The 21,045-nt window shown below is 71.3% G+C and carries 21 protein-coding genes; 10 read left to right on the top strand and 11 right to left on the bottom strand.

The window, feature by feature from the left end:
• Positions 1-100: 100 nt before the first annotated feature.
• From ABZS66_RS03885 to ABZS66_RS03870, 4 genes are all read right to left on the bottom strand, one after another.
• Positions 101-817: an ABC transporter ATP-binding protein gene (locus ABZS66_RS03885; RefSeq protein WP_354754843.1), complete on the bottom strand. Its 717-nt coding sequence runs from the start codon at positions 815-817 to the stop codon at positions 101-103.
• Positions 810-2,699 carry a branched-chain amino acid ABC transporter ATP-binding protein/permease gene (locus ABZS66_RS03880; RefSeq protein WP_354754841.1) on the bottom strand — a complete coding sequence of 630 codons (1,890 nt, stop codon included), beginning with the start codon at positions 2,697-2,699 and terminating at the stop codon, positions 810-812. The genes ABZS66_RS03885 and ABZS66_RS03880 overlap by 8 nt, the downstream gene beginning before the upstream one ends.
• Positions 2,696-3,565, bottom strand: a complete 870-nt coding sequence (locus ABZS66_RS03875; RefSeq protein WP_354754839.1) for a branched-chain amino acid ABC transporter permease — start codon at positions 3,563-3,565, stop codon at positions 2,696-2,698. The genes ABZS66_RS03880 and ABZS66_RS03875 overlap by 4 nt, the downstream gene beginning before the upstream one ends.
• Positions 3,566-3,629: 64 nt before the next feature.
• Entirely contained in the window at positions 3,630-4,880 is a 1,251-nt protein-coding gene (locus ABZS66_RS03870; RefSeq protein ID WP_354754837.1) for an amino acid ABC transporter substrate-binding protein, read from the bottom strand.
• Between the two features lie 333 nt (positions 4,881-5,213).
• Here ABZS66_RS03870 and ABZS66_RS03865 point away from each other — a divergent pair, with 333 nt between their 5' ends.
• Entirely contained in the window at positions 5,214-6,047 is an 834-nt protein-coding gene (locus ABZS66_RS03865) for an IclR family transcriptional regulator C-terminal domain-containing protein (protein ID WP_354754835.1), read from the top strand.
• Between the two features lie 30 nt (positions 6,048-6,077).
• On the opposite strand, the gene ABZS66_RS03860 is transcribed toward ABZS66_RS03865, so the two are convergent.
• On the bottom strand, positions 6,078-7,652 hold the full coding sequence (locus tag ABZS66_RS03860) for an RICIN domain-containing protein (protein ID WP_354754833.1): 1,575 nt from the start codon (positions 7,650-7,652) through the stop codon (positions 6,078-6,080).
• Positions 7,653-7,892: 240 nt separating this feature from the next.
• Between ABZS66_RS03860 and ABZS66_RS03855 the strand changes: the two genes are divergently transcribed.
• Positions 7,893-9,332 (top strand): family 43 glycosylhydrolase, encoded by a 1,440-nt coding sequence (locus tag ABZS66_RS03855; RefSeq protein WP_354754831.1) that lies wholly within the window; start codon positions 7,893-7,895, stop codon positions 9,330-9,332.
• Positions 9,333-9,472: 140 nt separating this feature from the next.
• On the opposite strand, the gene ABZS66_RS03850 is transcribed toward ABZS66_RS03855, so the two are convergent.
• A complete protein-coding gene (locus tag ABZS66_RS03850; protein ID WP_354754829.1) occupies positions 9,473-10,015 on the bottom strand; it encodes an NUDIX domain-containing protein in 543 nt (180 codons plus the stop codon).
• Between the two features lie 174 nt (positions 10,016-10,189).
• The gene (locus ABZS66_RS03845; protein WP_354754827.1) at positions 10,190-10,822 is read right to left on the bottom strand and encodes a DUF4126 domain-containing protein; all 633 of its coding nucleotides are present in this window, start codon (positions 10,820-10,822) and stop codon (positions 10,190-10,192) included.
• A 51-nt stretch (positions 10,823-10,873) separates the two neighbouring features.
• On the opposite strand from ABZS66_RS03845, the gene nucS reads away from it, so the two are divergent.
• Positions 10,874-11,533: an endonuclease NucS gene (gene nucS / locus ABZS66_RS03840; protein ID WP_354754825.1), complete on the top strand. Its 660-nt coding sequence runs from the start codon at positions 10,874-10,876 to the stop codon at positions 11,531-11,533.
• Here nucS and ABZS66_RS03835 read toward each other — a convergent pair.
• A complete protein-coding gene (locus tag ABZS66_RS03835; protein WP_354754823.1) occupies positions 11,530-13,035 on the bottom strand; it encodes an aldehyde dehydrogenase family protein in 1,506 nt (501 codons plus the stop codon). The genes nucS and ABZS66_RS03835 overlap by 4 nt on opposite strands.
• A 96-nt stretch (positions 13,036-13,131) precedes the next feature.
• Between ABZS66_RS03835 and ABZS66_RS03830 the strand changes: the two genes are divergently transcribed.
• The gene (locus ABZS66_RS03830) at positions 13,132-13,944 is read left to right on the top strand and encodes an alpha/beta fold hydrolase (RefSeq protein WP_354754822.1); all 813 of its coding nucleotides are present in this window, start codon (positions 13,132-13,134) and stop codon (positions 13,942-13,944) included.
• Here the strand turns inward: ABZS66_RS03830 and ABZS66_RS03825 are convergent.
• Genes ABZS66_RS03825 through ABZS66_RS03815 form a run of 3 tightly spaced genes read right to left on the bottom strand, consistent with a single transcriptional unit; the run spans position 13,941 to position 15,580 of the window.
• Positions 13,941-14,642, bottom strand: coding sequence for an SDR family NAD(P)-dependent oxidoreductase (locus ABZS66_RS03825; protein ID WP_354754820.1), 702 nt, complete (start codon positions 14,640-14,642; stop codon positions 13,941-13,943). The genes ABZS66_RS03830 and ABZS66_RS03825 overlap by 4 nt on opposite strands.
• Before the next feature lie 30 nt (positions 14,643-14,672).
• A complete protein-coding gene (locus tag ABZS66_RS03820) occupies positions 14,673-15,167 on the bottom strand; it encodes a transcriptional regulator (protein WP_354754818.1) in 495 nt (164 codons plus the stop codon).
• Positions 15,168-15,223: 56 nt separating this feature from the next.
• The gene (locus tag ABZS66_RS03815) at positions 15,224-15,580 is read right to left on the bottom strand and encodes a DoxX family protein (RefSeq protein ID WP_354754816.1); all 357 of its coding nucleotides are present in this window, start codon (positions 15,578-15,580) and stop codon (positions 15,224-15,226) included.
• Between the two features lie 124 nt (positions 15,581-15,704).
• On the opposite strand from ABZS66_RS03815, the gene ABZS66_RS03810 reads away from it, so the two are divergent.
• Genes ABZS66_RS03810 through ABZS66_RS03785 form a run of 6 tightly spaced genes read left to right on the top strand, consistent with a single transcriptional unit; the run spans position 15,705 to position 20,825 of the window.
• Complete coding sequence (locus tag ABZS66_RS03810; protein WP_354754815.1) at positions 15,705-16,121, top strand: hypothetical protein; 417 nt, start codon at positions 15,705-15,707, stop codon at positions 16,119-16,121.
• Positions 16,122-16,176: 55 nt separating this feature from the next.
• Positions 16,177-17,157: an alpha/beta hydrolase gene (locus ABZS66_RS03805; protein ID WP_354754813.1), complete on the top strand. Its 981-nt coding sequence runs from the start codon at positions 16,177-16,179 to the stop codon at positions 17,155-17,157.
• 10 nt (positions 17,158-17,167) lie between these two features.
• On the top strand, positions 17,168-17,668 hold the full coding sequence (locus ABZS66_RS03800; RefSeq protein WP_354754812.1) for a DUF456 domain-containing protein: 501 nt from the start codon (positions 17,168-17,170) through the stop codon (positions 17,666-17,668).
• 22 nt (positions 17,669-17,690) lie between these two features.
• Entirely contained in the window at positions 17,691-18,461 is a 771-nt protein-coding gene (locus ABZS66_RS03795; protein ID WP_354754810.1) for a maleylpyruvate isomerase family mycothiol-dependent enzyme, read from the top strand.
• A 34-nt stretch (positions 18,462-18,495) separates the two neighbouring features.
• Entirely contained in the window at positions 18,496-19,008 is a 513-nt protein-coding gene (locus ABZS66_RS03790; RefSeq protein WP_354754808.1) for a hypothetical protein, read from the top strand.
• A 29-nt stretch (positions 19,009-19,037) separates the two neighbouring features.
• The gene (locus tag ABZS66_RS03785; RefSeq protein ID WP_354754807.1) at positions 19,038-20,825 is read left to right on the top strand and encodes a 3-hydroxybutyryl-CoA dehydrogenase; all 1,788 of its coding nucleotides are present in this window, start codon (positions 19,038-19,040) and stop codon (positions 20,823-20,825) included.
• Positions 20,826-21,045 lie beyond the last annotated feature (220 nt).

Here is a 21,045-nt window from a genome sequence, read left to right as displayed (position 1 = left end):
GACTGCGCTTCCGCTGGGAGCTGCAGCTGCACGACGGCACGACCGTGCGGGTGCGTAGCGCCGTTCGGGGGTCCGGGGCAGCACCCCGGACCCCCGAATCTCACAGGCCCAGGACGCTGCGGCGGACCTCCGGGCTCTGGCGCAGCTCCGCGGCCGGGCCGGTGGCGACCACCCGGCCCTCGCCCAGCAGGTACGCGCGGTCGGCGATGGCCAGGGCCCGCTCCACGTCCTGCTCCACCACGACCACGCTCACGCCGCCCGCGGCGATCCGCTCGATCGCCTCGTACACCTCGTCGACGCGGACCGGGGCGAGCCCCAGCGACGGCTCGTCGAGCAGCAGCAGCCGCGGCCGGGCCATCAGGGCGCGGCCGATCGCCACCATCTGCTGCTCGCCGCCGCTGAGGCTGCCCGCCAGCTGACCGGCGCGCTCGGCGAGGCGGGGGAACATCTCGTACACCGTGGCGAGCGTGGTGCGGTGCTCGCGGCGGGCCTCCCGGCGGTACGCGCCGAGGATGAGATTGTCGAAGACCGTCATGCGCGGGAAGATCCGCCGGCCCTCCGGGACGATCGCCACGCCGTGGGCGCAGACCCGGTGCCCGGCCAGGGCCGTGGTGTCGGCGCCGGCGACACTGATCCGGCCGGCGCCGGCCGGGTGGATGCCGGCGACCGTGTTGACGAGCGTCGACTTCCCGGCGCCGTTGGGGCCGACGACGCAGACCGTCTCGCCGGCCCCCACGGACAGGGTGACGTCCCACAGGGCCTGCGCGTCGCCGTAGCGGACGTCGAGGCCGGCGACTTCCAAGACCAGCTCAGACATGGGCCTGCTTCCCGAGGTAGGCGCGGACGACGGCGGGGTCGCTCATCACCGTCTGCGGGTCGCCGTCGGCCAGCAGCGAGCCGCGGTCGAGCACGACGATCCGGGTGGCGAGCTGGTTGAGCACCCGCAGCAGGTGCTCGACGATGACGATCGTGATGCCGCTGGCGTGGATGCGGCGCACCACGCGCACGGCGTTGTCGACCTCGGCCGGGTTGAGGCCGGCGAGCGCCTCGTCGAGCAGCAGCACCTTCGGGTCCGACGCGATCGCGCGGGCCATCTCCAGCAGCTGCCGCTGGTGCAGGTTGAGGCGGCCGGGCCGGGCGTCGGCGAGGTGGTCGAGGGCGACCGTCGCCAGGTGCCGCTCGGCGAGCGGCCGGGCCTGGCGCAGCGACATCGGCGTGCGGCCGAACATGATGGCCGTGGCGACGTTGTCCCGCACGGTCATCGAGTCGAAGGGCTTCGGGATCTGGTACGTGCGGGCGAGCCCGACGTGCGCGATGCGGTGCGGCGGCAGCCGGGTGATGTCGTGCCCGTCGATGCGGATGACGCCCCGCGTCGGCCGGGTCGCCCCGGAGAGCAGGTTGACCAGCGTCGTCTTGCCCGAGCCGTTCGGCCCGACGAGGCCGATGAGCTCGCCGGCCCGGATGTCGAGGGTGACGTCCTCCAGCGCGTGGACGCCGCCGTAGTACTTCGCCACCTCCCGGCACTCGACGAGCACGGGCCCGATGGCCGGCGGCGCGCCGACGTCCTCCACAGTGGACTCCGGCAGGTGCGCGGGTGCGGCGGCGGCCGGTGCGGCCGGGCGCCGGCGGGTGCCGAGGACGATCGCGACCAGGGCCGCGGCCAGCATGCCGGCCACCAGCCAGTCGAGCATCTCGCCCCAGACGTTGAGGATGTACAGCACCCCGAACACGACGACGAAGCCCGCGAGCGCCGCGTACGGCCGTGCCCGCAGCCGCGCGTAGAGCCCGGCCGGCGCGGTGGCGACCAGGATCGCCAGGATGGCGCCGAGGAAGATGGAGTTGTACTCGTCGAGGCCGTACGACGACAGCCGGTCCTGCAGCGTCACGATGAGCACGGCGCCGATCACCGGGCCCAGCCAGTGCGACCGCCCGCCGAGCACGCCCATCACGATGACGAACAGCGGGATCGTCAGGCCGAACACGCTCTCGACGGTGACGAAGCCGATCTGCAGCGCGTAGACGCTCCCGGCCACGCCGCCGAGGACGCCACTGGCGACGATGGCGAGCATCTTGTACCGGAAGGTCGGCACGCCGAGGACCTCGGCGACGTCCTCGTTGTCGTGGATGGCGGTGAGCGCGGACCCGGCGCGGGTGTGCTGCACCAGGAACGCCACGCCGACCGCCACCGCGGCGACGGCGAGCGCCAGGAGGTACTGGAACTGCTGGAAGGTCCCGAGGAACCCCGGGTATTCGGGCAGCGGCAGCGTGGTCCCCTGCCCGCCGTCGACCGCGCGGTTGATCCGGGCGAAGGCGGCGAGGATGAACGGCACGGCCAGCGTGAGCAGCGCGAAGATCTCGCCGCGCAGCGACCCGAGCCGGAACGCGACGGCCCCGATGCCCAGCGCGAGCAGCCCGCACAGGACGGCGGCGAGCGGCACGGTCCAGAAGAAGCCGACGCCGTGCCGGCCGGTGAGCACGGCCGTGGTGTAGGCGCCGACCCCGACGTACGCGGCCTGGCCGAAGCTGAAGTAGCCGCTGTACCCCGACAGCAGGTTCCAGCTGGTCGCCTGGGCGATCCAGAAGCACACCGAGCCGAGCAGGATCAGGTGGAACGAGGGCAGGCCGAGCTCGGGCGCGAACTGGCCGAGGGCGGCCAGCACCAGGAACGCGCCGAGCAGGCCGAGTCCGCCCTTCTTCATCGGGCCGCTCCGATCGTGAACAGGCCGCGCGGGCGCAGCAGCAGCGCGAGGATGATGGCGGAGAACAGCACGAACGGCGCCGTGGCCGGCGACCACACGACCGACACGACGCCGGAGAGCACGCCGACGAGGATGCCGGCCGCGAAGGTGCCGACGACCTCGCCGATGCCGCCGAGGATGACGACGGCGAAGACGATGCCGAACCACTCGTAGGCGGTGTCCGGGGTCAGCGCGTTCGACAGCGAGAACACGGTGCCGGCCAGCGCCGCGGTCGCCCCGACCACGCCGCCGAGCAGCAGGCTGAGCCGCCGGTGGTCGACGCCGAACGCGCCGGCGACGGCGCTGTCCTGGGCGATCGCCCGCATCGCGCGGCCGGCGAACGTGCGGCGCAGCACCAGGTGCCCGCCGGCCACGACGACGACCGCCAGGCCGAACGCGATGAGCGTGGTGACCGGGAAGACCAGCCGGCCGACCGAGAGCGAGGCGGTGGCGTACGGGTTGACGTCGGCGCCCATCCGCCGGAAGTCGGCGGTCCACACGTTGTGGGTGACCTGGATGGTGATGATGAGCAGGCCGAAGCTGACCAGCAGCGAGTTGAACTCGCTGAGGGCGAGCCGGTCGAAGAGCCACTGCAGGGCGGCGCCGGCGACAAACATGAGCGGCACCGTGACGAGCAGGGTCAGCAGCGGATCGATCCCCCAGGAGGTGGCGAGCTGCAGGGTGAGGTAAGCGCCGACCATGATCAGCCCGAAGTGGGCCAGGTTGATGACGCGCAGCACCCCCCAGGTCACCGACAGGCCGATGGCCATCAGGGCGTAGAGGCCACCGATCAGCGCGCCGCTGAGGGTGGCCTGGACAACGTTCATCGGGGCCTCGCAACTTCCAGGAAGGGCCGGCGGGCGAGCGCCCGCCGGCCCGGGGAACAGGGGGTCAGGCGCGCGGGCCGGCCAGCGGGGCGGCGGCCTTGTCGGCCGGCCATACGACAACCCAGTCGCCCTTCTGGATCTGCTTCAGCGTCTGGGTGGTCGGCCAGAAGTTGAACGACTTCGGGTCGAAGGTCAGGTGGCCGCTGAACGTGGTGTCGACGCCCTTGTCGTGCAGGGAGTCGCAGAGCTTCTTCTGGTCGGTGCCGCCGGTCGCCTTCACCGCGCCGGTGAGGATCTCCCACGCGTTCCAGGAGGCCGTGGCCTGGGTCTCGAAGACGGTGTACGGCAGGTTCGCCGCCTTCGCCTTCTCGCTGAACTTCGTGGTGATCTCGGTGGCCTGCGCGCCGAGCTTGTCGAGGATCGGCTTGTTCGGCTCGAACATCGAGACCGACAGCATGCCCTCGGACAGGTCGCCGAGCGCGAGCAGCGGGCCGGGCGCCGGGAACAGGCCGAACATCTGCTTCGGCCGGTAGTTGAGCTGCTTCATCGCCTGCAGGATGTTGACCGCGTCGACGCCGAGGCCGTTGTTGATGACCAGGTCGGGGTTCGCGTCGCGGACCTGGGTGGCGATCGGCGCCCAGTCGGTCGTGGTCGGCGGGTAGTGCACGTCGGCGACGACGGTGATGCCGCGCTGCTTGGCGATGCTCAGCGCGCCCGTCTTGTCGCTGCCGAAGCCGTCGGAGACGAACGCCGCCGAGCCGCTCTGGCTGGTGAGCACCGCGACCGTCTTCGGCGGCGTGGGCAGGCTGGCCAGGGCGTCGAACAGCTGGTTGGGGATGAAGCTGTTCGGCGTCGGCCCGATCGACCAGGCCGGGAACTGGCACTCGTAGGTCAGCTGCGGCGCGAGCACGGCCGAGTGCTGCGGCAGGATGTAGCCGTGCCGCTGGGCGACGGCCATCGCCGAGAGGATGTTCGGGGTGGCGTAGGGGCCGAGGATGAGGTCGACCTTGTCCTGGCTGATCAGCCGCTCGTAGAGCTGGCTGACCTTGGCCTGGTCGGACTGGTCGTCGAGCACCTTCCACTCGACCTTGCGCCCGAGCAGGCCGCCGGCCGCGTTGAGCCGCTCGACGAACTCCTCTCCGGCGATCTTGTGGATCTGGCCGGTCGCGGCGAACGCGCCGGTCAGCGACAGTGTCGAGCCGACCACGATCGGCGCGCTGTTGCTGCTCGACCCGCCGTCACCGGATCCGCGGTTGCACCCGGTGACGACCAGGGCCGTCGCGACGGCCGCCGCGACGAGTGAACGCCTGCGCATCTGCTGTCTCCTCCCGAAAACGGCAAAGGGGTGTGCGCGCAGCGGACGCGAGTCCGGCAATGGTCCCGGACCCGTCGTGCGGCGCGAGGTGGGGTGAAAACACAAGCGGGACAAGGGAATGAGGCGCAGCACAGGGGACGGTGGCCGGCCGGCCCCGGGCCGCTCCGCCGGTGCACCGACCTTCGGTACACCTTCTGGCGGACGATCGTCCGTCTGACGGACGGCTGTCATCACAATGTTCCCGGCACCACCCGATGTCAAGACTCGGGATCGAAACAATTGCGCGGCGACGGCGGACTAGTGTTCGCTGTGCGGACCGACGAAGGGGTAGTGATGGCGCAGCGTGGAGAAGGACCCGACTTCATCGAGGCCCTCGCGCGGGGACTGGACGTCATCCGGGCGTTCCACGCCGACCGGCCCCGCATGAGCCTGTCCGAGGTCGCGGCCGCCACCGGGCTGGCCCGCCCGACCGCGCGGCGCATCCTGCTGACCCTGGAGGAGCTCGGCTACGTGCGCACGACCCCCGGCGGGCACGAGCTCACGCCGCGGGTGCTCGAGCTGGGCATGGCGTACGTCGGCGCGCTGTCGCTGTGGGACATCGCCCGGCCGCACATGGAGACGCTGGTGGCCGCGACCCGGGAGTCGTCGTCGATCACCCAGCTCGACGGGTCCGACGTCGTCTACCTGGCCCGCGTGGCGGTACCGAAGATCATCGCGCTGCGGGTCGAGATCGGCACCCGGTTCCCGGCCGCCGTGACCTCGCAGGGGAAGGTGCTGCTCGCCGCACTCCCGCCGGAGCGGCTCGACGAGGTGCTCGCGCTGCCCAGCCGCTCCGGGGTGCAGCCGTGGGTGCAGCACTCCCGGCCGGCGGTCGACGCGATGCTGCGCGAGGTGAACGCCCGCGGCTGGGCCCTCGCCGACAACGAGCTCGCGCCCGGCATCCGGTCGGTGGCGGTGCCGATCCGCGACGGTCGCGGCGAGGTACGGGCGGCGATGAACGTGACCGTGAACTCCGCCGAGACCACCACCAAGACGCTGCTGGAGCAGCACCTGCCGCACCTGCTGCGGGCGGCGAGCGCCATCAGCGCCGACTGGGCGCTGTGGCAGTCCCGCCCGCAGCTCGACCTCCCGGCCACGGAGGCGTCACCGGCCGTCGCCGGCCGGTGACCCCCGGTCGCCGGGCGGCGGTCCGGGCGTTCAGCAGCGGCTGACGGTGGAGTTGCTCAGCGTCACGCCGGAGATCGTGAACCGGTCGGCGCACGGGTTCTCCACGATGCGGTTGTTCGCCAGCGTGAAGTTGCGCAGCGTGATGTCGGCGTTGCCGGGGAACTCGGTCCGCTCGGCCAGCCGCACCTCGCCGCCGCCGCTGATCGTGCCGCCGTTCGTGGCGATGCTGACGTTGTAGCAGTTCTCGATCAGGATCGCGTTGTTGCCGGTGTTGGCGATGTCCACCCGGTCGACCACCGCGCCGCCGCTCTCCGAGACGCAGAAGATGCCCCGGCCGCCGCCGCGCGCCTTCACCGTGCCGACGCGGATGTTCGTGCCGTACGAGCTGCCGATCCGGCCGTTGCGGTTGGCCATCCGGAACGCCGCGTACCCGGTGCCCGCGCCGGCGTTCTCGGCGTCGACCGTGCCGACCGTCGCGTTGATCGTCTGGTTGAGCAGCAGGCCCGACTCGCCGACGTTGCGCGCGGTCACCGTGCCGATCGTGATGCCGTCGACGCCGTAGGTCTCCACCGCGTGCGAGCTCGCCCCGGAGACGTAGACGGTGTCGATGCGCACGTTGCGGGTCCACTGGCTGGTGTCGCCGCGGTTGTCGATCCGCACGCCCAGGCCGGCCGAGAGCCGCATGTCGATCTGGCCGAGCACCACGTTGGTCACGTTGCGCATGAAGATGCCGTACAGCGGGGCGCCGGTGAGGTTGAGGTGCTGCACCTCGACGTCGGTCGTGCCGCGCGAGTAGATCGGGGCCTGGTCGCCGCTGCCGGACCCGGTCACGTTGATCGTGCCGCAGACATCGATCGTCGTGTAACTGGGCAGCGAGATGCGCGAGCCGGCGCTCATCGAGCCGGAGCCGCGCACGACCACCCGCTGCTTCGACGTGCGGCCCGCGGACAGGCTGTTGACCGCGGCCTGCGCGGCGGCCCGCAGGTCGGTGCCGGTGTACACGGTCGTGCCGCCGTTGCGGGCGGTCCAGGTGCCGCCGCTCAGCACGGCCTCGGCGTTGAACGACCCGCTGCCGCAGCCGGTGCCGCCGCCGGTGACCGGGGCGAGCTGCCACTGCTGGTTGTAGCCGTCGGCGTCGGTGTACTGCGAGATGCGCCCGCCGTCGGCGGTCGACCATTCCCACACGTCGAGCGCCTTGCCGCTGTGCCGGTTGAGCAGCCGCACGTAGCCGCCGGCCGAATCCCTCAGCGTGAACTGCTGGCGGTTGTTGCCGCTCGCCGCGGTCTGCTGGTAGAGGTTCGCGCCGTCGGTCGCGTTGGCGATCTCGAGCACCTTGCCGCTGTGCCGCGACCGGATCTGGTAGTAGCCGTTGTCGGTCGGCACGAACTGCCACTGCTGCACGGCCAGGTCGTTGCGGGTGTACTGGTTGATCGGCGCGCCGTCGGCGGTGGACCACTGCCACAGGTCCATCGCCTTGCCGCTGTGCCGGTTCACCAGCACGTACCAGGCGGACGGGTCGACCGTCGCCGCTTGCGCGGCCGGCAGCCAGACGGCGCCCACCAGCGCGGTGACGGCCGCGGCGATGAGCAGGGCGATGCGTTTCATGCCTGCACGCTCCTGTCTGAGGAAAGGGCTTTCCCAGGTCTCGTGCGACGGAAGCTATCGGAGCATGTCGATGCGAGTCAACCGCCGGTGAAACTTTCAGGCAGCCTTGACAGGCCGCATGTTAGCGATAACACTCGTGACCCACGCCGGTCTCCGCCAATCGATCGCCGTCACGCTCCGCTCCATTCCCGCTGCGCATTCTGTGAACGTTCACACCATCGCCTTGCTGGAAGGGTCGCCATGGATCGCCGTAGCTTCCTCGCCGCGTCCGCCTCCGCGGTGGGTGCCGGCCTGCTCGTCACGCCCGGCCGGGCCGCCGCCGCGCCCGGTGACACCCCGGCGCGGTACGCGAACCCGCTCATCGCCCAGCGCGCCGACCCGCACATCACGAAGCACACCGACGGCTACTACTACTTCACCGCCACCGCCCCCGAGTACGACCGCATCGTCCTGCGCCGCGCCACCACCATCCAGGGCCTGGCCTCCGCGGCGGAGACGGTCATCTGGCGCAAGCACGGCAGCGGCGACATGGGCGCCCACATCTGGGCCCCGGAGCTCCATTTCGTCAACGGCCGCTGGTACGTCTACTTCGCCGCCGGCTCCACGTCGGACGTGTGGAAGATCCGCCCGTACGTGCTGGAGAACACCAGCGCCAACCCGCTCACCGGCACCTGGACCGAGCGGGGCCGCATCGCGCTGCCGCTGGACACGTTCTCCCTGGACGCGACGACGTTCGTGGTGGGCGGCACGCGGTACCTCTGCTGGGCCCAGAACGACCCGGCGGTCGGCACCGGCACCAACCTGTACCTGGCGGCGATGTCCAACCCGTACACCATCACCGGCACAGTGGCCCGGATCAGCGTCCCGACGTACTCCTGGGAGACGATCGGCCACCGCGTCAACGAGGGCCCGGCGGTCATCCAGCGCAACGGCCGCGTGTTCCTGGCCTTCTCGGCGAGCGCCACCGACAGCAACTACTGCATGGGCCTGCTGACCGCATCGTCGTCGGCCAATCTCCTGAGCGCGTCGTCGTGGAGCAAGACGTCGACGCCGGTCTTCGCCACCAATGCGGCCACGGGCCAGTACGGCCCCGGCCACAACTGCTTCACGGTCTCCGAGGACGGCCGCAGCGACATCCTCGTGTACCACGACCGCTCCTACCGCGACATCAGCGGCGACCCGCTCAACGACCCGAACCGCCGCACCCGGGTCCAGAAGCTCTACTGGAAGTCGGACGGCACGCCCGACTTCGGCATCCCGGTCCCGGACGGCGCGACCCCGGTCCGCCTGCGCTCGAACAACTTCCCGGACCGCTTCGTCCGCCACTGGGAGTACCGCGCCCGCATCGACGCCAACGTCGCGCCGCTCGCGGACTCGCAGTTCCGCATCGTCACGGGCCTGACGGGCAGCGGCACGGTCGCGCTGGAGTCGACCAACTTTCCCGGCTACTACCTGCGCCAGCGCAACAACGAGGCCTGGGTGGACCGCAACGACGGCACGGCGCAGTTCCGCTCGGACGCGAGCTTCTACCAGCGCGCGGGCCTGGCCGACAGCACGGGCGCGTCGTTCGAGACGTCCGCGACCGCCGGCCGCTACCTGCGCCACTACAACTACCTGCTGGTGACCCAGCCGGTGAGCACGGCGACCGACCGCGCCGACGCGACGTTCCACCTGGAGTGAAGCCCTGCAGTGAAGCGCTGCGCGAGACTCCGGGGCCGGGCCCGCCCGCCAGCCCGGCCCGGCCCCGGCCCTCCGCACCGGGCTACCACGTAACGGAGAGACGGCCTCGGCCCGATGCTTTCGCGGGCGGTCGACGCCCCTCAGGGGGTCTGCAGGCGGCGGGCGACCCGGGTGATCGTCTCGCGCAGGTTGGGCTCGGTCGCCGCCTCCAGGGCCTCCGCCACCGTGAGCCAGCGCAGCGGGGCGTCCGGGCTCTCCGGGCGGGCGGCGTCCGGGGTCGCGGTGGCGAGGACGAACCGCACGTCGGCGTGCTCGTGGGCTGGCTCGTCGCCCTTGGCGTTCACCGGGACGACCACCACGTGCACGACCGCGGTGTCCGGCCACGGCGCCAGGTCGGGCAGGCCGGTCTCCTCGGCGCCCTCGCGCAGGGCCACGGCCACCGGGTCGGTCTCGCCCGGGTCGCCGTGCCCGCCGACCTGCAGCCAGGCCTGCTGCCGCGCGTGCCACCGCAGCAGGATCCGGGCCGTCGGCGGGTGGACGATCAGCGCCGACGCGGTGACGTGCAGCGGGATCGCGCGGGTCCACGGGTCGTCGGTGGCGGCCAGCAGCGACCGCACCCGGTCGAGGTCGGCGGCCTCGGCCGGATCGGCGGCCTGATACGAGGTCAGCAGGTCTTCGAGCACGCCCAGCAGCTTAGGCCCTGTCCTGCCGATCATGCCGGCCTGCGACGGGCCCAGATTCCGCCTGACGCCACCCCGCGAAAGCCCGGTTACAACACCGGTAGCCGGACTTCCGCGGGGCGACGCCAGACGAAATCTGGACTCCGTCTCGGCTCGACATGATCGGCAGGACAGGGCCTAGCCCGTCGGTCGCCAGCCCTGGGACTGGGCCCACTTGGCGGCGTCCTTCTCCTGCTTGCGGCGCTTGCGGCGGCGCATCAGCCAGCCGAACGTGAGGAACATCAGGAGCAGGAAGAACAGCACCAGTACCGGAAGGACGATCGCGACCAGCGACAGCACCGCGCTGATCCCGTCCTCGATCGTGCTGGCCACGGGCGCGCCGAAGCCCGCCGTCGTCGCGTTGATGACCGGCCGCGACGCCGCCTTCATGCCGTGCACGCCGAGCGACACCGCGCCACCGATCACGATCGGCACCCACTGGTTGCTGGCGAAGAACGACCCGGGATCGGACACCGTCACCGTCGACGCGCTCGACGCGGCGCCGAACGCGAGGCCGCCGGCCGTCGGCCGCACGAACGTCTGGATCACGTCGTTGACGTGGTCGACGATCGGCACCTTGTCGGCGACGAACTCGATGGCCAGCAGCACCGCGATGATCGCGATGGTCCAGCCGTTCTCCATCCACTGCCAGTTCGACGGCAGGTTGATGAGGTCGGTGTACCGCGCGAGCACCCCGATGGCGAGCAGCGGGATATACGCGTTCAACCCGGCCGATGTGGCCAGGCCGAGACCCGTCAATGCTTCCAACACGCCCCTAGCATGACATCGGCCCGCCAATCGGGCCGGGATAGGCTGTCCGCCGTGCGTCTCGTCATCGCCAAGTGTTCGGTCGACTACGTCGGCCGGCTCACGGCCCACCTCCCGCTCGCGACCCGCCTCCTGCTGATCAAGGCCGACGGCTCGATCTCGATCCACGCCGATGACCGGGCATACAAGCCGCTCAACTGGATGAGCCCGCCGTGCCGCCTGGAGGAGGCCCAGGGCCTCTGGCGCGTGGTCAACAAGGGCGGCGAGGAGCTGCGGATCACGATCGAGGAGATCCTGCACGACACGTCACACGAGCTCGGCATCGACCCCGGCCTGGTCAAGGACGGCGTCGAGGCCCACCTCCAGGAGCTGCTGGCCGCCGCCCCGCAGACGCTCGGCACGGGCTTCACGCTGATCCGCCGCGAGTACATGACCGCGATCGGCCCGGTCGACCTGCTGTGCAAGGACGGCGCCGGCGCGACGGTCGCGGTCGAGATCAAGCGGCGCGGCGAGATCGACGGCGTGGAGCAGCTGACCCGCTACCTGGAGCTGCTCGGCCGCGACCCGCTGCTGGCCCCGGTGAGCGGCATCTTCGCCGCCCAGGAGATCAAGCCCCAGGCCCGGGTGCTGGCCGAGGACCGCGGCATCCGCTGCGTGGTCCTCGACTACAACGCCCTCCGCGGGATCGAACGGGACGAGCTGACCCTCTTCTAGCGGCTGCGTCCGTGCACCAGGCGGACGACCTTCACGATCTGGGTCATGGTCTTCTCGGTACGGTCGAAGGTCATCGCGGCCAGGACGGTCGGGCCGCGACGCTTCACGACCGCCTTCGGGCGGGTGAACTCGCGCAGGCCGTCCTCGCCGTGGATGCGCCCGAAGCCCGAGCCGCCCACGCCGCCGAACGGCAGCGACGGCATGCCGGCGAAGGTCAGCGCCGAGTTGATCGAGGTCATGCCCGAGCGGACCCGGCGGGCCAGGTCCAGCGCGCCCGCCTTGGCGAAGATCGCGCCGCCCAGGCCGTAGCCGGTGCCGTTGGTCAGCCGGACCGCCTCCTCAGCGTCGCGGACCTTCGTCACCGTCAGCGTCGGGCCGAACGTCTCCTCCTGGATCGCGGCCGCGTCCTCCGGCACGTCGACCAGGATGGTCGGGCTGACGAACGGCGGCTGCACGGCCTCGGCGCCGCCCAGCACGGCCCGGCCGCCCCGGACCAGGGCGTCCTCGATGTGCCGGCGGATGATGTCGACCTGCGACGGCATGGTGATCGGGCCGATGTCCGAGCCGGGCTCGGCGCCGACCGTCAGCTTCCCGGCGCGCTCGACGATGCGGCTCACGAACTCGTCGTAGATCGGGGCGGCGACGTACACGCGCTCGATGCCCACGCAGGTCTGGCCCGCGTTCGTCAGGCCGCCCCACACGCAGGCGGCCGCGGCGGCGTCGAGGTCGGCGTCGGCGGCCACGATCATGGAGTCCTTGCCGCCGCACTCCAGCAGGACCGGGGTGAGCGACTCGGCGGCCGCCGCCATGACCTTCCTGCCCGTGGCGGTGGAGCCGGTGAACGCGATCTTGTCGACGCCCGAGCGGCACAGCAGCGCGCCGACGTCGCCCATGCCGTGGACGATCTGCAGCACCGGCTGCTCGGGGACGACCTCGTTGAAGCGGTCGACGAGCCACTGGCCGACGGCCGGGGTGTACTCGCTGGGCTTGAAGACCACCGCGTTGCCGGCCGCGAGCGCGTAGGCGATCGAGCCCATCGGCGTGAGCACCGGATAGTTCCACGGTCCGATGACGCCGACCACGCCGAACGGCAGGTACTCGAGGTACGACGTGTGCTCCTTGAGCAGCAGTGAGCTGCTGACCCGCCGGCGGCCCAGCACCTTCCGGGCATGCTGCGCGGCCCATGCGATGTGGTCGACCGCGGCGATGGCCTCGACCAGGGCGTCGGCCGTCGGCTTGCCGCCCTCGCGGTGCATCAGGGCGGCGAGCTCGTCCAGCCGGTTGGCCAGCAGGCTGCGGTACGCCAGGAGCCGTTGCTTGCGCCCCGCGAAGTCCAGGCCGGCCCACCACGCGGCCGCATCACGGGCCCGGGCGACGGCGGCGGTGAGATGATCGGCCGAGGCGACCGGGAAGCGGCCGACCTCCTCGCCGGTGGCCGGGCTGGTCGAGATCAGCGAGCCCTCGTCGACGGCGGGGACGCCGGGCGTTCGCGTGGCGGTCATGGCGCGAGTGTAAACCCGGAAATTACTCACGAGTAGATGTCGAGGACCGAACCGACGCTCCGACCGGTAGGCATGACAACGAGTCAGGAGGACCCGATGAAGACCGAGACCCTTGCCGTGCCGGGCGCGACGCTCCACTACGAGGTCCGCGGCAGCGGCCCCGTGCTCCTGCTGATCTGCGGCGGCATCTACGACGCGGAGGGCTTCGCCGCGCTGGCCGGGGAGCTCGCCGGCGAGCGGACCGTCGTCACGTACGACCGGCGCGGCAACTCCCGCAGCCCGCTCGACGGCCCGCCCGCGCTCCAGCGCATCGAGGAGCACGCCGACGACGCCTACCGCCTGCTGGCCGCGGTCGGGGTGACCGAGGACGAGCCGGCCGACGTGTTCGGCAACAGCTCCGGCGCCACGATCGCGCTGGAGCTGGCCGCGCGCCACCCGGAGCTGCTGCGCACGGTCGTCGCCCACGAGCCGCCGGTCTTCGAGCTGCTGCCCGACGCCGACCGCTTCCGCACGCTGATGGCCACGGTCGCCCGGACGAACCGGGAGTCTGGCTGGGGCGCCGCGATGGGCGTGTTCGGCGCCGGTATTGGCATGGGGGAGGAGCCGGTGCCGGGCCCGCCGCCGGCGCCCGAGTTCGCCGCCCGGATGCAGCAGAACATTCCGTTCTTCGTGACCTATGAGGTACCGCCGGTCAGCGCGTACCGGCTCGACCTCGACGCGCTGCGCGCCGCCGCCACGCGGATCATGCCGGCGGCCGGCGCGGCGAGCACCGGCGAGCCGCCGAACCGGGTCGCGCTGGAGCTGGCGACCCGCCTCGACACCACGGCGGTGCTGTTTCCGGGCGGGCACGGCGGCTTCGGCAACGCGCGGCCCTTCGCCGAGCGGCTGCGCTCGACGCTCGACGCCTAGGAGGCGTGCTCCTTCAGGATCCGCTCGGCCACGGCGACCGGGTCGGCGAGCCTGCCATCGGCGGGCGCGTCGACCCAGCGCTGCTTCTCGGGGAAGAAGGCGACCGTGGACGCGGCTTTGCGGATGTCCTCCTGCATTCCGGTGTCCATCTGGCCGGGGTCGATGTTGACGACGCTGATCCGCTCGTCGTCCCTCACCTGCGAGGCGACGACGTCGAAGAAGGTCTCGCCGCCGGCCTTCGTCGTGCAGTACAGCGCCCAGCCGTCGATGATCCGCCGGGCCGCGCCCGAGGACACGAACAGCACCCGGACCCGGGCGTCGAACGGCGCCGCGCGCAGGAACGAGTTGGTGAGCACGATCGGCGCGGTGAGGTTGACCGCGATCGCGTTGGTGATCGCCTCGGTGGTCAGCTTGCCGACGGCGCCGATCGGCTCGATGACGGCCGCGTTGTGGATCAGCACGACGTCGTCGCTGCCGCGCAGGAAGGCGCGGAGCGTGTCGTTGTCGGGCAGCCAGTGCGCGTCGGCGATGTCGGTGGAGAACAGCGTGACGTCCTCGGGCCGTTCGTCGCGGAGCTGTTGCTGCTCCGGTGTGAAATGACGGCCGACCGCGAGGATCCGGTCGCCCCGTCCGCTACTCACATCGAACAGTGCGGCGCCCAGGCCGCGGGACACCCCGGTGATCACGACGGCACGCATGCGGTCACTCTATTCCTGTCGCAAGGTCATTCATACGGACCGAGCGCCCAGTCCCTTCGGTGCCCCCGGACAGGTGTCACCGAGCTTGCCCGCGACCGCGCCGAGTGCGTCGGCGAGCGCAGCGGTCTGGTCGCGGTCGAGGTGGTCGAAGATCAGCCGGCGGACGTCGGCGACGTGCGCCGGAGCGACCTGCTCGGCGAAGCGCCGGCCGGCCTCCGTGACCCGGGCGATGCTGACCCGGCCGTCACACGCGTCGCCGCTGATCTCGACGTACCCCAGGTCGACCAGCTTGCGCATCCGGTGGCTGAGCCGGCTCGCCGACATGTTCATCTGACCGGCCAGGTCGGACAGGCGCAGGCCGTCCTCGGCGTTGCTCAGCGCGGCCAGCAGCCCGTACTCGACGTGCACCAGCCCGTGCGGGCGGAACGTGCGCTCCAACTCGGGAAAGCCGACGAGCACGATGGCCAGGAGCGACAGCCAAGCGTGCTGCTCGGTGTCGTCCAACCATCGTGGCTCGTCGTTCATGCCGTCCATGGTGCCTGGATCTTGCCCCGCTGGGCCAACGAGGGGTCCGAAACGCGTCAGAAGCGGCCGATCGCGATCACCACGGCGAGGGCGCCGAGGACCAGATTGACCGGGATCACCGGGTACTCCTTGGCGCGCACGTGGTCGGCGATGGCGAGCACCATGATCAGCGCGAGGCCGACGGCCGCGAGCGGGGTCAGGATCGGCGCGATGTCGGTGGCCCAGGGCAGGACCAGGCCCAGGCCGCCGAGGATCTCCATGACGCCGATGAACTTGACGGTGCCGGCCGAGCGCCGGTTGACCCAGGTCATGTTCCCCGCGAGCTTCTCCTTGGGCTGCGTCGCCTTCATGGCGCCGGCGCCCAGGAAGGCCACGCCCAGCAGGATCTGCAGTACCCATAGGAACACGTTCACGGCGACTCCTCATGCTTGAAGCTTCAAATGAATGGCGGCACTGTACTTGAATCGTCAAGTACCTCGCAATGTCCTGACGGACGGGTGACGGACCTTCACCCACGCCCGGCCGACCGTGGCGGGCATGGGGACGACTTCCGGTCCGATGCGCCGACACTCGCCCTGGGTCACCGGGTTTGCGGTGTTCGGCGGCAGCATGATGCTCGTCATCGGCATCTTCCAGATCGTGGTCGGGCTGACCGCGATCTTCGAGGACACCTTCTATGTGATGAGCGACAACTACATCTTCGGCTTCAACATCAGTACCTGGGGCTGGATCCACCTGGCCCTCGGCATCCTGGTCGCGGTCGGCGGTGGGGCGGTGCTCGCGGGACAGATGTGGGGGCGAGTCCTGGGCATTGTGCTCGCCGCGCTGAGCGCGATCGCGAACTTCCTGTTCCTGCCGTACTACCCGCTGTGGTCGATGCTGATCATCGCGGCCGATGTCGCGGTCATCTGGGCCCTCACGAGGTATGGGCGCGACGAGGCCATGGCGCCCTAGGACAGTGTGGGTGGACCACATGTGACCCAGGCCCACCCGGTGCGACCATGCGGTGATGCACGTCACGACCCGCGGGCCCATCGACGGTCCACCCGTGTTGCTCATCCACGGAAACTGCTCTTCATCGGGCTTCTGGGAGCCCCTTCTGCGGCACCTTCCAGCGCACTGGCGAATCGTCGCGCCCGATCTGCGGGGCTACGGCGATTCGCCGGCGCTGCCGGTGGATGCCACGCGCGGTGTGCGCGACTTCGCCGACGACATCGCTCCGCTGCTGGCCTCGTTCGGCACCAAGCCGGTGGTGGTCGGGCACTCCCTCGGCGGGGGTGTGGCCATGCAGCTCCTGCTCGACCACCCCGACGCGATCGCGGCCCTGGTCCTGGAGGCTCCGGTGTCGCCCTACGGCTTCGGTGGCACGAGGGATGTCGACGGTACCCCGACCACGCCCGACTTCGCCGGCACCGGCGGCGGCTCGGCGAACCCCGACTTCGTCCGCCTGCTGGCCGCCAAGGACCGCGGCACCGAGGAGCAGGCCAGCCCGCGCAACGTGATGCGGGCCTTCTACGTCGCCTCGCCGGAGTCGTTCGGCGACGACGAGGAACTGCTGCTCGACACGATGCTGTCGACCGCCACCGGCGAGGACAACTACCCGGGCGACGGCTCGACCAGCGACAACTGGCCGGGCGTCGGCCCCGGCACCCGCGGCGTGCTCAACACGCTGTCGCCGCGCTGGCTGAACCTGTCCGGGATCGCCGACCTGCCGGTGAAGCCGCCGATCACCTGGATCCGCGGCGACCAGGACGCGATCGTCTCCGACGGCTCCTTCTTCGACCTGGCGCAGCTGGGCAAGCTGGGCCTGGTCCCCGGCTGGCCGGGCGAGGAGGCCTGCCCGCCGCAGCCGATGATCGGCCAGACCCGGGCCGTCCTCTCACGGTACGGATCGTTCCGGGAGGTCGTCTTCGAGAACTGCGGCCACTCACCGCACGTCGAGCGCGCCGCCGACTTCGCCGGCCTCCTCAAGGAGGTCGTCGAGCCCTAGGGTCGTGGGCGTGGATGTCACCGACAGCAGCGGGCTCGTCTCGTTCATCTCCGCCCTGGCCGTGATCGTCGGCGTCGTCGGCGTGCTCATCCCCATGCTCCCCGGCCTGCTCCTGTGCTGGGCCGGGGTCATGGTGTGGGCGCTGTTCGGCGGGCACGGCGCGGTGGGCTGGACCGTCGCGGTGGCGGCCACGATCGTGCTGGCGCTCGGCTTCGTGGCGAAGTACCTGGTGCCCGGCCGCAACCTCAAGCGGGCCGGGGTGTCCAACCTGACGCTGCTGCTCGGCGGTGTCTGCGGCATCGTCGGCTTCTTCCTCATCCCGGTCGTCGGGCTGGTCATCGGCTTCGTGCTCGGCATCTACCTGGTCGAGCAGGTGCGGCTGCGCGACAGCCGGCGGGCGTGGGTCTCGACGAAGCACGCGCTCAAGGCGGCCGGGGTGTCCATGCTCATCGAGCTGGCGACTGCGCTGGTCATCACGGGCATCTGGGTGGCGGGTCTGTTCGCCGCCTGATGCGGTCTGGCACAGTTTCAGGATGGAGATCGGTCGGCACATCGATGCCCTGGAGCGGGCCGGGCTGGACTTCGTCGATGCCGCGGAGAAGGCGGGGCTCGACGCGCCCGTGCCGACCTGTCCGGAGTGGACCGTTCGCGAGCTGGTGCAGCACCTGGGGTACGTGCACCGCTGGGCCGCCACCTACGTCCGCGAGTGCCGCGCGGCCATGCTGACCGACGACGAGGAGGCGGCCGCGGTCGGGGCGATGCCCGGCGACGCCGACCTCGTCGAGTGGTACCAGGCCGGGCACACCGCGCTGGTCGACACGCTGCGCGCCGCCCCGGCCGAGCTGGCCTGCTGGCACTTCCTGCCGGCCGACTCGCCCCTCGCCTTCTGGGCCCGGCGGCAGGCCCACGAGACCACCATCCACCGGGCCGACCTCCAGGGCGCGGTCGGCTCGATCGGCGGGGTCGAGGCCGACGTCGGCATCGACGGCATCGACGAGCTGCTCATGGGCTTCTACGGGTCGCGCGGCGGACGGCTGCGCTCCGACGCGCAGTGCACGCTGGCGGTGGACGTGACCGACGGTGCGGCCTGCGAGGGGCCGCGCTCCTGGACCGTGCGGATGGGCCCGTCCGGCGCGTCGATCACGCGTGGTGCGCCCGCGGCCGCGGACTGCACGCTGCGCGGCCCGGCGGGCGAGCTCTACCTGGCGCTGTGGAACCGGCGACCGGCCGACGAGCTGGTGGCCGCCGGCGACCCGGCGGTGCTGTCGCTCTGGCGGGAGCGGGCGACGATTCGCTGGACCTGATTTTTTGTCGTACCCCGGTGGCAGCATGCCGGGCATGAGGGACTTCGACTTTCTGTTCGGCACCTGGGACATTCACAACCGCAAGCTCCGCGACGTCGTCGACCCCGCGTGCGACGAGTGGATCGAGTTCGCGACGCGGTCGGCCGCCGAGCCGATCTTCGGCGGTCTGGGCAACGTCGACCGGGTCTGGGCCGACGACTTCGAGGGCTTCACACTGCGGCAATACGATCCGGCCGAGGACGTGTGGCGGATCTGGTGGGCCTCGACCCGAAATCCCGGCCACCTCGACCCGCCCGTCGTCGGCCGCTGGTCCGGCGGGCGCGGCGTGTTCGAGTGCGACGACGTGCTCGGCGGCCGGCCGGTGCGGGTCCGCTTCACATGGACCCACGACGGGCCCGACAAGGCCCGCTGGGAGCAGGCCTTCTCGCACGACGCGGGCGCGTCCTGGCGCACCAACTGGATCATGGAGTTCACGCGCTCGGTGAGCGGTATTGCACAGGACGCGGCCGCGCATCGGTTCGGGGTGGCATGGGAGACTCGCCAGTAACTTGACCGGTCGTTAGGGAGGATCGTGCGATGGGGCGCGAGTTTGCATCCGTGGGCGTGGTCGGGCTGGGCACCATGGGCGCGGGCATCGTCGAGGTCTTCGCGCGCAACGGGATCAGTGTGACCGCGGTCGAGGTGAGCGACGGTGCGCTGCAGCGGGGCGAGGAGACCCTCCGCGGGTCGATCGACCGGGCGGTCAAGCGCGGCAAGCTCTCGGCCGACGACCGCGAGGTGCTGCTCGGCCGGGTGACCTTCGCGGTCGGCCTCGACGCGCTGCACGACGCCGACCTCGTCATCGAGGCCGTGCCCGAGCGCCTCGACCTCAAGCAGCGGATCTTCGGCGAGCTCGACCGGGTCTGCAAGCCCGAGGCGGTCCTCGCCACCAACACCTCGAGCCTCTCGGTCACCGAGATCTCCGTCGCCACCGGCCGGCCCAACCAGGTCATCGGCATGCACTTCTTCAACCCGGCGCCGATCATGAAGCTCGTCGAGGTCGTCCGCACCGTCGTCACGGCCGAGGACGTGGTCACCGACATCGAGGCGCTGTGCGCCCGGCTGGGCAAGGTCGACGTGACGATCAGCGACCGGGCCGGCTTCATCGCCAACGCGCTGCTCTTCGGTTATCTCAACCAGGCCGTGTCGATGGTCGAGGGGAAGTATGCGTCCCGCGAGGACATCGACGCCGCCATGAAGCTGGGCTGCGGCCTGCCGATGGGCCCGCTCGCACTGATGGACCTCATCGGCCTGGACACGGCCTACGAGATCCTCGACACGATGTACCGCCGCGGTGGCCGCGACCGCCGCCACGCCCCCGTGCCGCTCATCAAGCAGATGGTCACGGCCGGGCTGCTGGGCCGGAAGTCGGGGCGCGGCTTCTATACGTACGAGAAGCCCGGCTCGCCGGTCGTGGTGCCCGACGAGTTCACGCCCCGCACCGACGCCGAGGCCGCCACGGCCGCGCGCACGGTGGCCAAGGTCGGCGTGGTCGGCTCCGGCACGATGGCGACCGGCATCATCGAGGTCTTCGCCCGCGCCGGCTTCGAGGTGGTCTCGGTGACCCGCGGCGCCGAGAAGTCCGCCGCCGTCTGCGAGACGCTGAAGACGTCGCTGAACAAGGGCGTCGTCCGCGGCAAGCTGACCGAGGAGCAGCGCGACGCGGCCATCGGCCGGGTGACCTGGTCGGCGACGCTGGAGCACCTGTCCGACGTCGACCTGGTGGTCGAGGCCGTGGTCGAGGAGCTGTCGGTCAAGAAGGCCCTGTTCGCGTCGCTCGACGAGATCTGCAAGCCGGGCGTCGTCCTGGCCACGACCACGTCGAGCCTCCCGGTCATCGCCTGCGCCGTGGCCACCGAGCGCCCGGCCGACGTGGTCGGCCTGCACTTCTTCAACCCGGCCCCGGTCATGGGCCTGGTCGAGGTGGTCCGCACGATCCGCACGTCGGACGAGACGGTCGCGACGGCCCAGGCGGTCTGCCGGGCCCTGCAGAAGCACGCGGTGGTCTGCGCCGACCGCTCCGGCTTCGTGGTGAACGCGCTCCTGTTCCCGTATTTGAACGACGCCGTGAAGATGGTCGAGGCCTCCTACTCCACGGCCGACGACATCGACCACGCGATGAAGCTCGGCTGCGGCTACCCGATGGGCCCGTTCGAGCTCCTCGACGTGGTGGGCCTGGACGTGTCGCTGGCGATCCAGCGCGAGCTGTACCTGGAGCTCCGCGAGCCCGGCTTCGCCCCTGCCCCGCTGCTCGAGCACCTGGTCACGGCGGGCTACCTGGGCCGCAAGGTGAGGCGCGGCTTCCGCGACTACTCCAAGCGCTGACCGCCCCGGACACGGTCCGCGCCAGGCAGGAGGGCTGGCGCCGGGCGGGCCGGATCCGCGCGCCGGGCTGGGTCCGCGGCGGGCCGGGCTCGCGCCGGTAACGGACGGCTGGGCTGGGCTGGGTTCGGGCGGGGCTGCGGCCCACGCCGGGCAGGAGAGGGCGAGCGCCGGGCTGGGTCCGCGGCGGGCCGGGCTCGCGCCGGTAACGGACGGCTGGGCT

Source organism: Dactylosporangium sp. NPDC005572, from assembly GCF_040605515.1.
Taxonomy (GTDB): domain Bacteria; phylum Actinomycetota; class Actinomycetes; order Mycobacteriales; family Micromonosporaceae; genus Dactylosporangium.
This window is presented reverse-complemented; position numbering and strand designations above follow the sequence as displayed.

Bases quoted from the DNA above. Each gene is read 5' to 3' on its own strand.
- ABZS66_RS03875 (WP_354754839.1), bottom strand. From the start codon at position 3,565: ATGAACGTTGTCCAGGCCACCCTCAGCGGCGCGCTGATCGGTGGCCTC.
- ABZS66_RS03795 (WP_354754810.1), top strand. From the start codon at position 17,691: ATGGAGATCGGTCGGCACATCGATGCCCTGGAGCGGGCCGGGCTGGAC.
- ABZS66_RS03880 (WP_354754841.1), bottom strand. From the start codon at position 2,699: ATGAAGAAGGGCGGACTCGGCCTGCTCGGCGCGTTCCTGGTGCTGGCC.
- ABZS66_RS03885 (WP_354754843.1), bottom strand. From the start codon at position 817: ATGTCTGAGCTGGTCTTGGAAGTCGCCGGCCTCGACGTCCGCTACGGC.
- ABZS66_RS03830 (WP_354754822.1), top strand. From the start codon at position 13,132: ATGAAGACCGAGACCCTTGCCGTGCCGGGCGCGACGCTCCACTACGAG.
- ABZS66_RS03825 (WP_354754820.1), bottom strand. From the start codon at position 14,642: ATGCGTGCCGTCGTGATCACCGGGGTGTCCCGCGGCCTGGGCGCCGCA.
- ABZS66_RS03785 (WP_354754807.1), top strand. From the start codon at position 19,038: ATGGGGCGCGAGTTTGCATCCGTGGGCGTGGTCGGGCTGGGCACCATG.
- ABZS66_RS03790 (WP_354754808.1), top strand. From the start codon at position 18,496: ATGAGGGACTTCGACTTTCTGTTCGGCACCTGGGACATTCACAACCGC.
- ABZS66_RS03870 (WP_354754837.1), bottom strand. From the start codon at position 4,880: ATGCGCAGGCGTTCACTCGTCGCGGCGGCCGTCGCGACGGCCCTGGTC.
- ABZS66_RS03860 (WP_354754833.1), bottom strand. From the start codon at position 7,652: ATGAAACGCATCGCCCTGCTCATCGCCGCGGCCGTCACCGCGCTGGTG.
- ABZS66_RS03810 (WP_354754815.1), top strand. From the start codon at position 15,705: ATGGGGACGACTTCCGGTCCGATGCGCCGACACTCGCCCTGGGTCACC.
- ABZS66_RS03865 (WP_354754835.1), top strand. From the start codon at position 5,214: ATGGCGCAGCGTGGAGAAGGACCCGACTTCATCGAGGCCCTCGCGCGG.
- ABZS66_RS03820 (WP_354754818.1), bottom strand. From the start codon at position 15,167: ATGAACGACGAGCCACGATGGTTGGACGACACCGAGCAGCACGCTTGG.
- ABZS66_RS03855 (WP_354754831.1), top strand. From the start codon at position 7,893: ATGGATCGCCGTAGCTTCCTCGCCGCGTCCGCCTCCGCGGTGGGTGCC.
- ABZS66_RS03805 (WP_354754813.1), top strand. From the start codon at position 16,177: ATGCACGTCACGACCCGCGGGCCCATCGACGGTCCACCCGTGTTGCTC.
- ABZS66_RS03835 (WP_354754823.1), bottom strand. From the start codon at position 13,035: ATGACCGCCACGCGAACGCCCGGCGTCCCCGCCGTCGACGAGGGCTCG.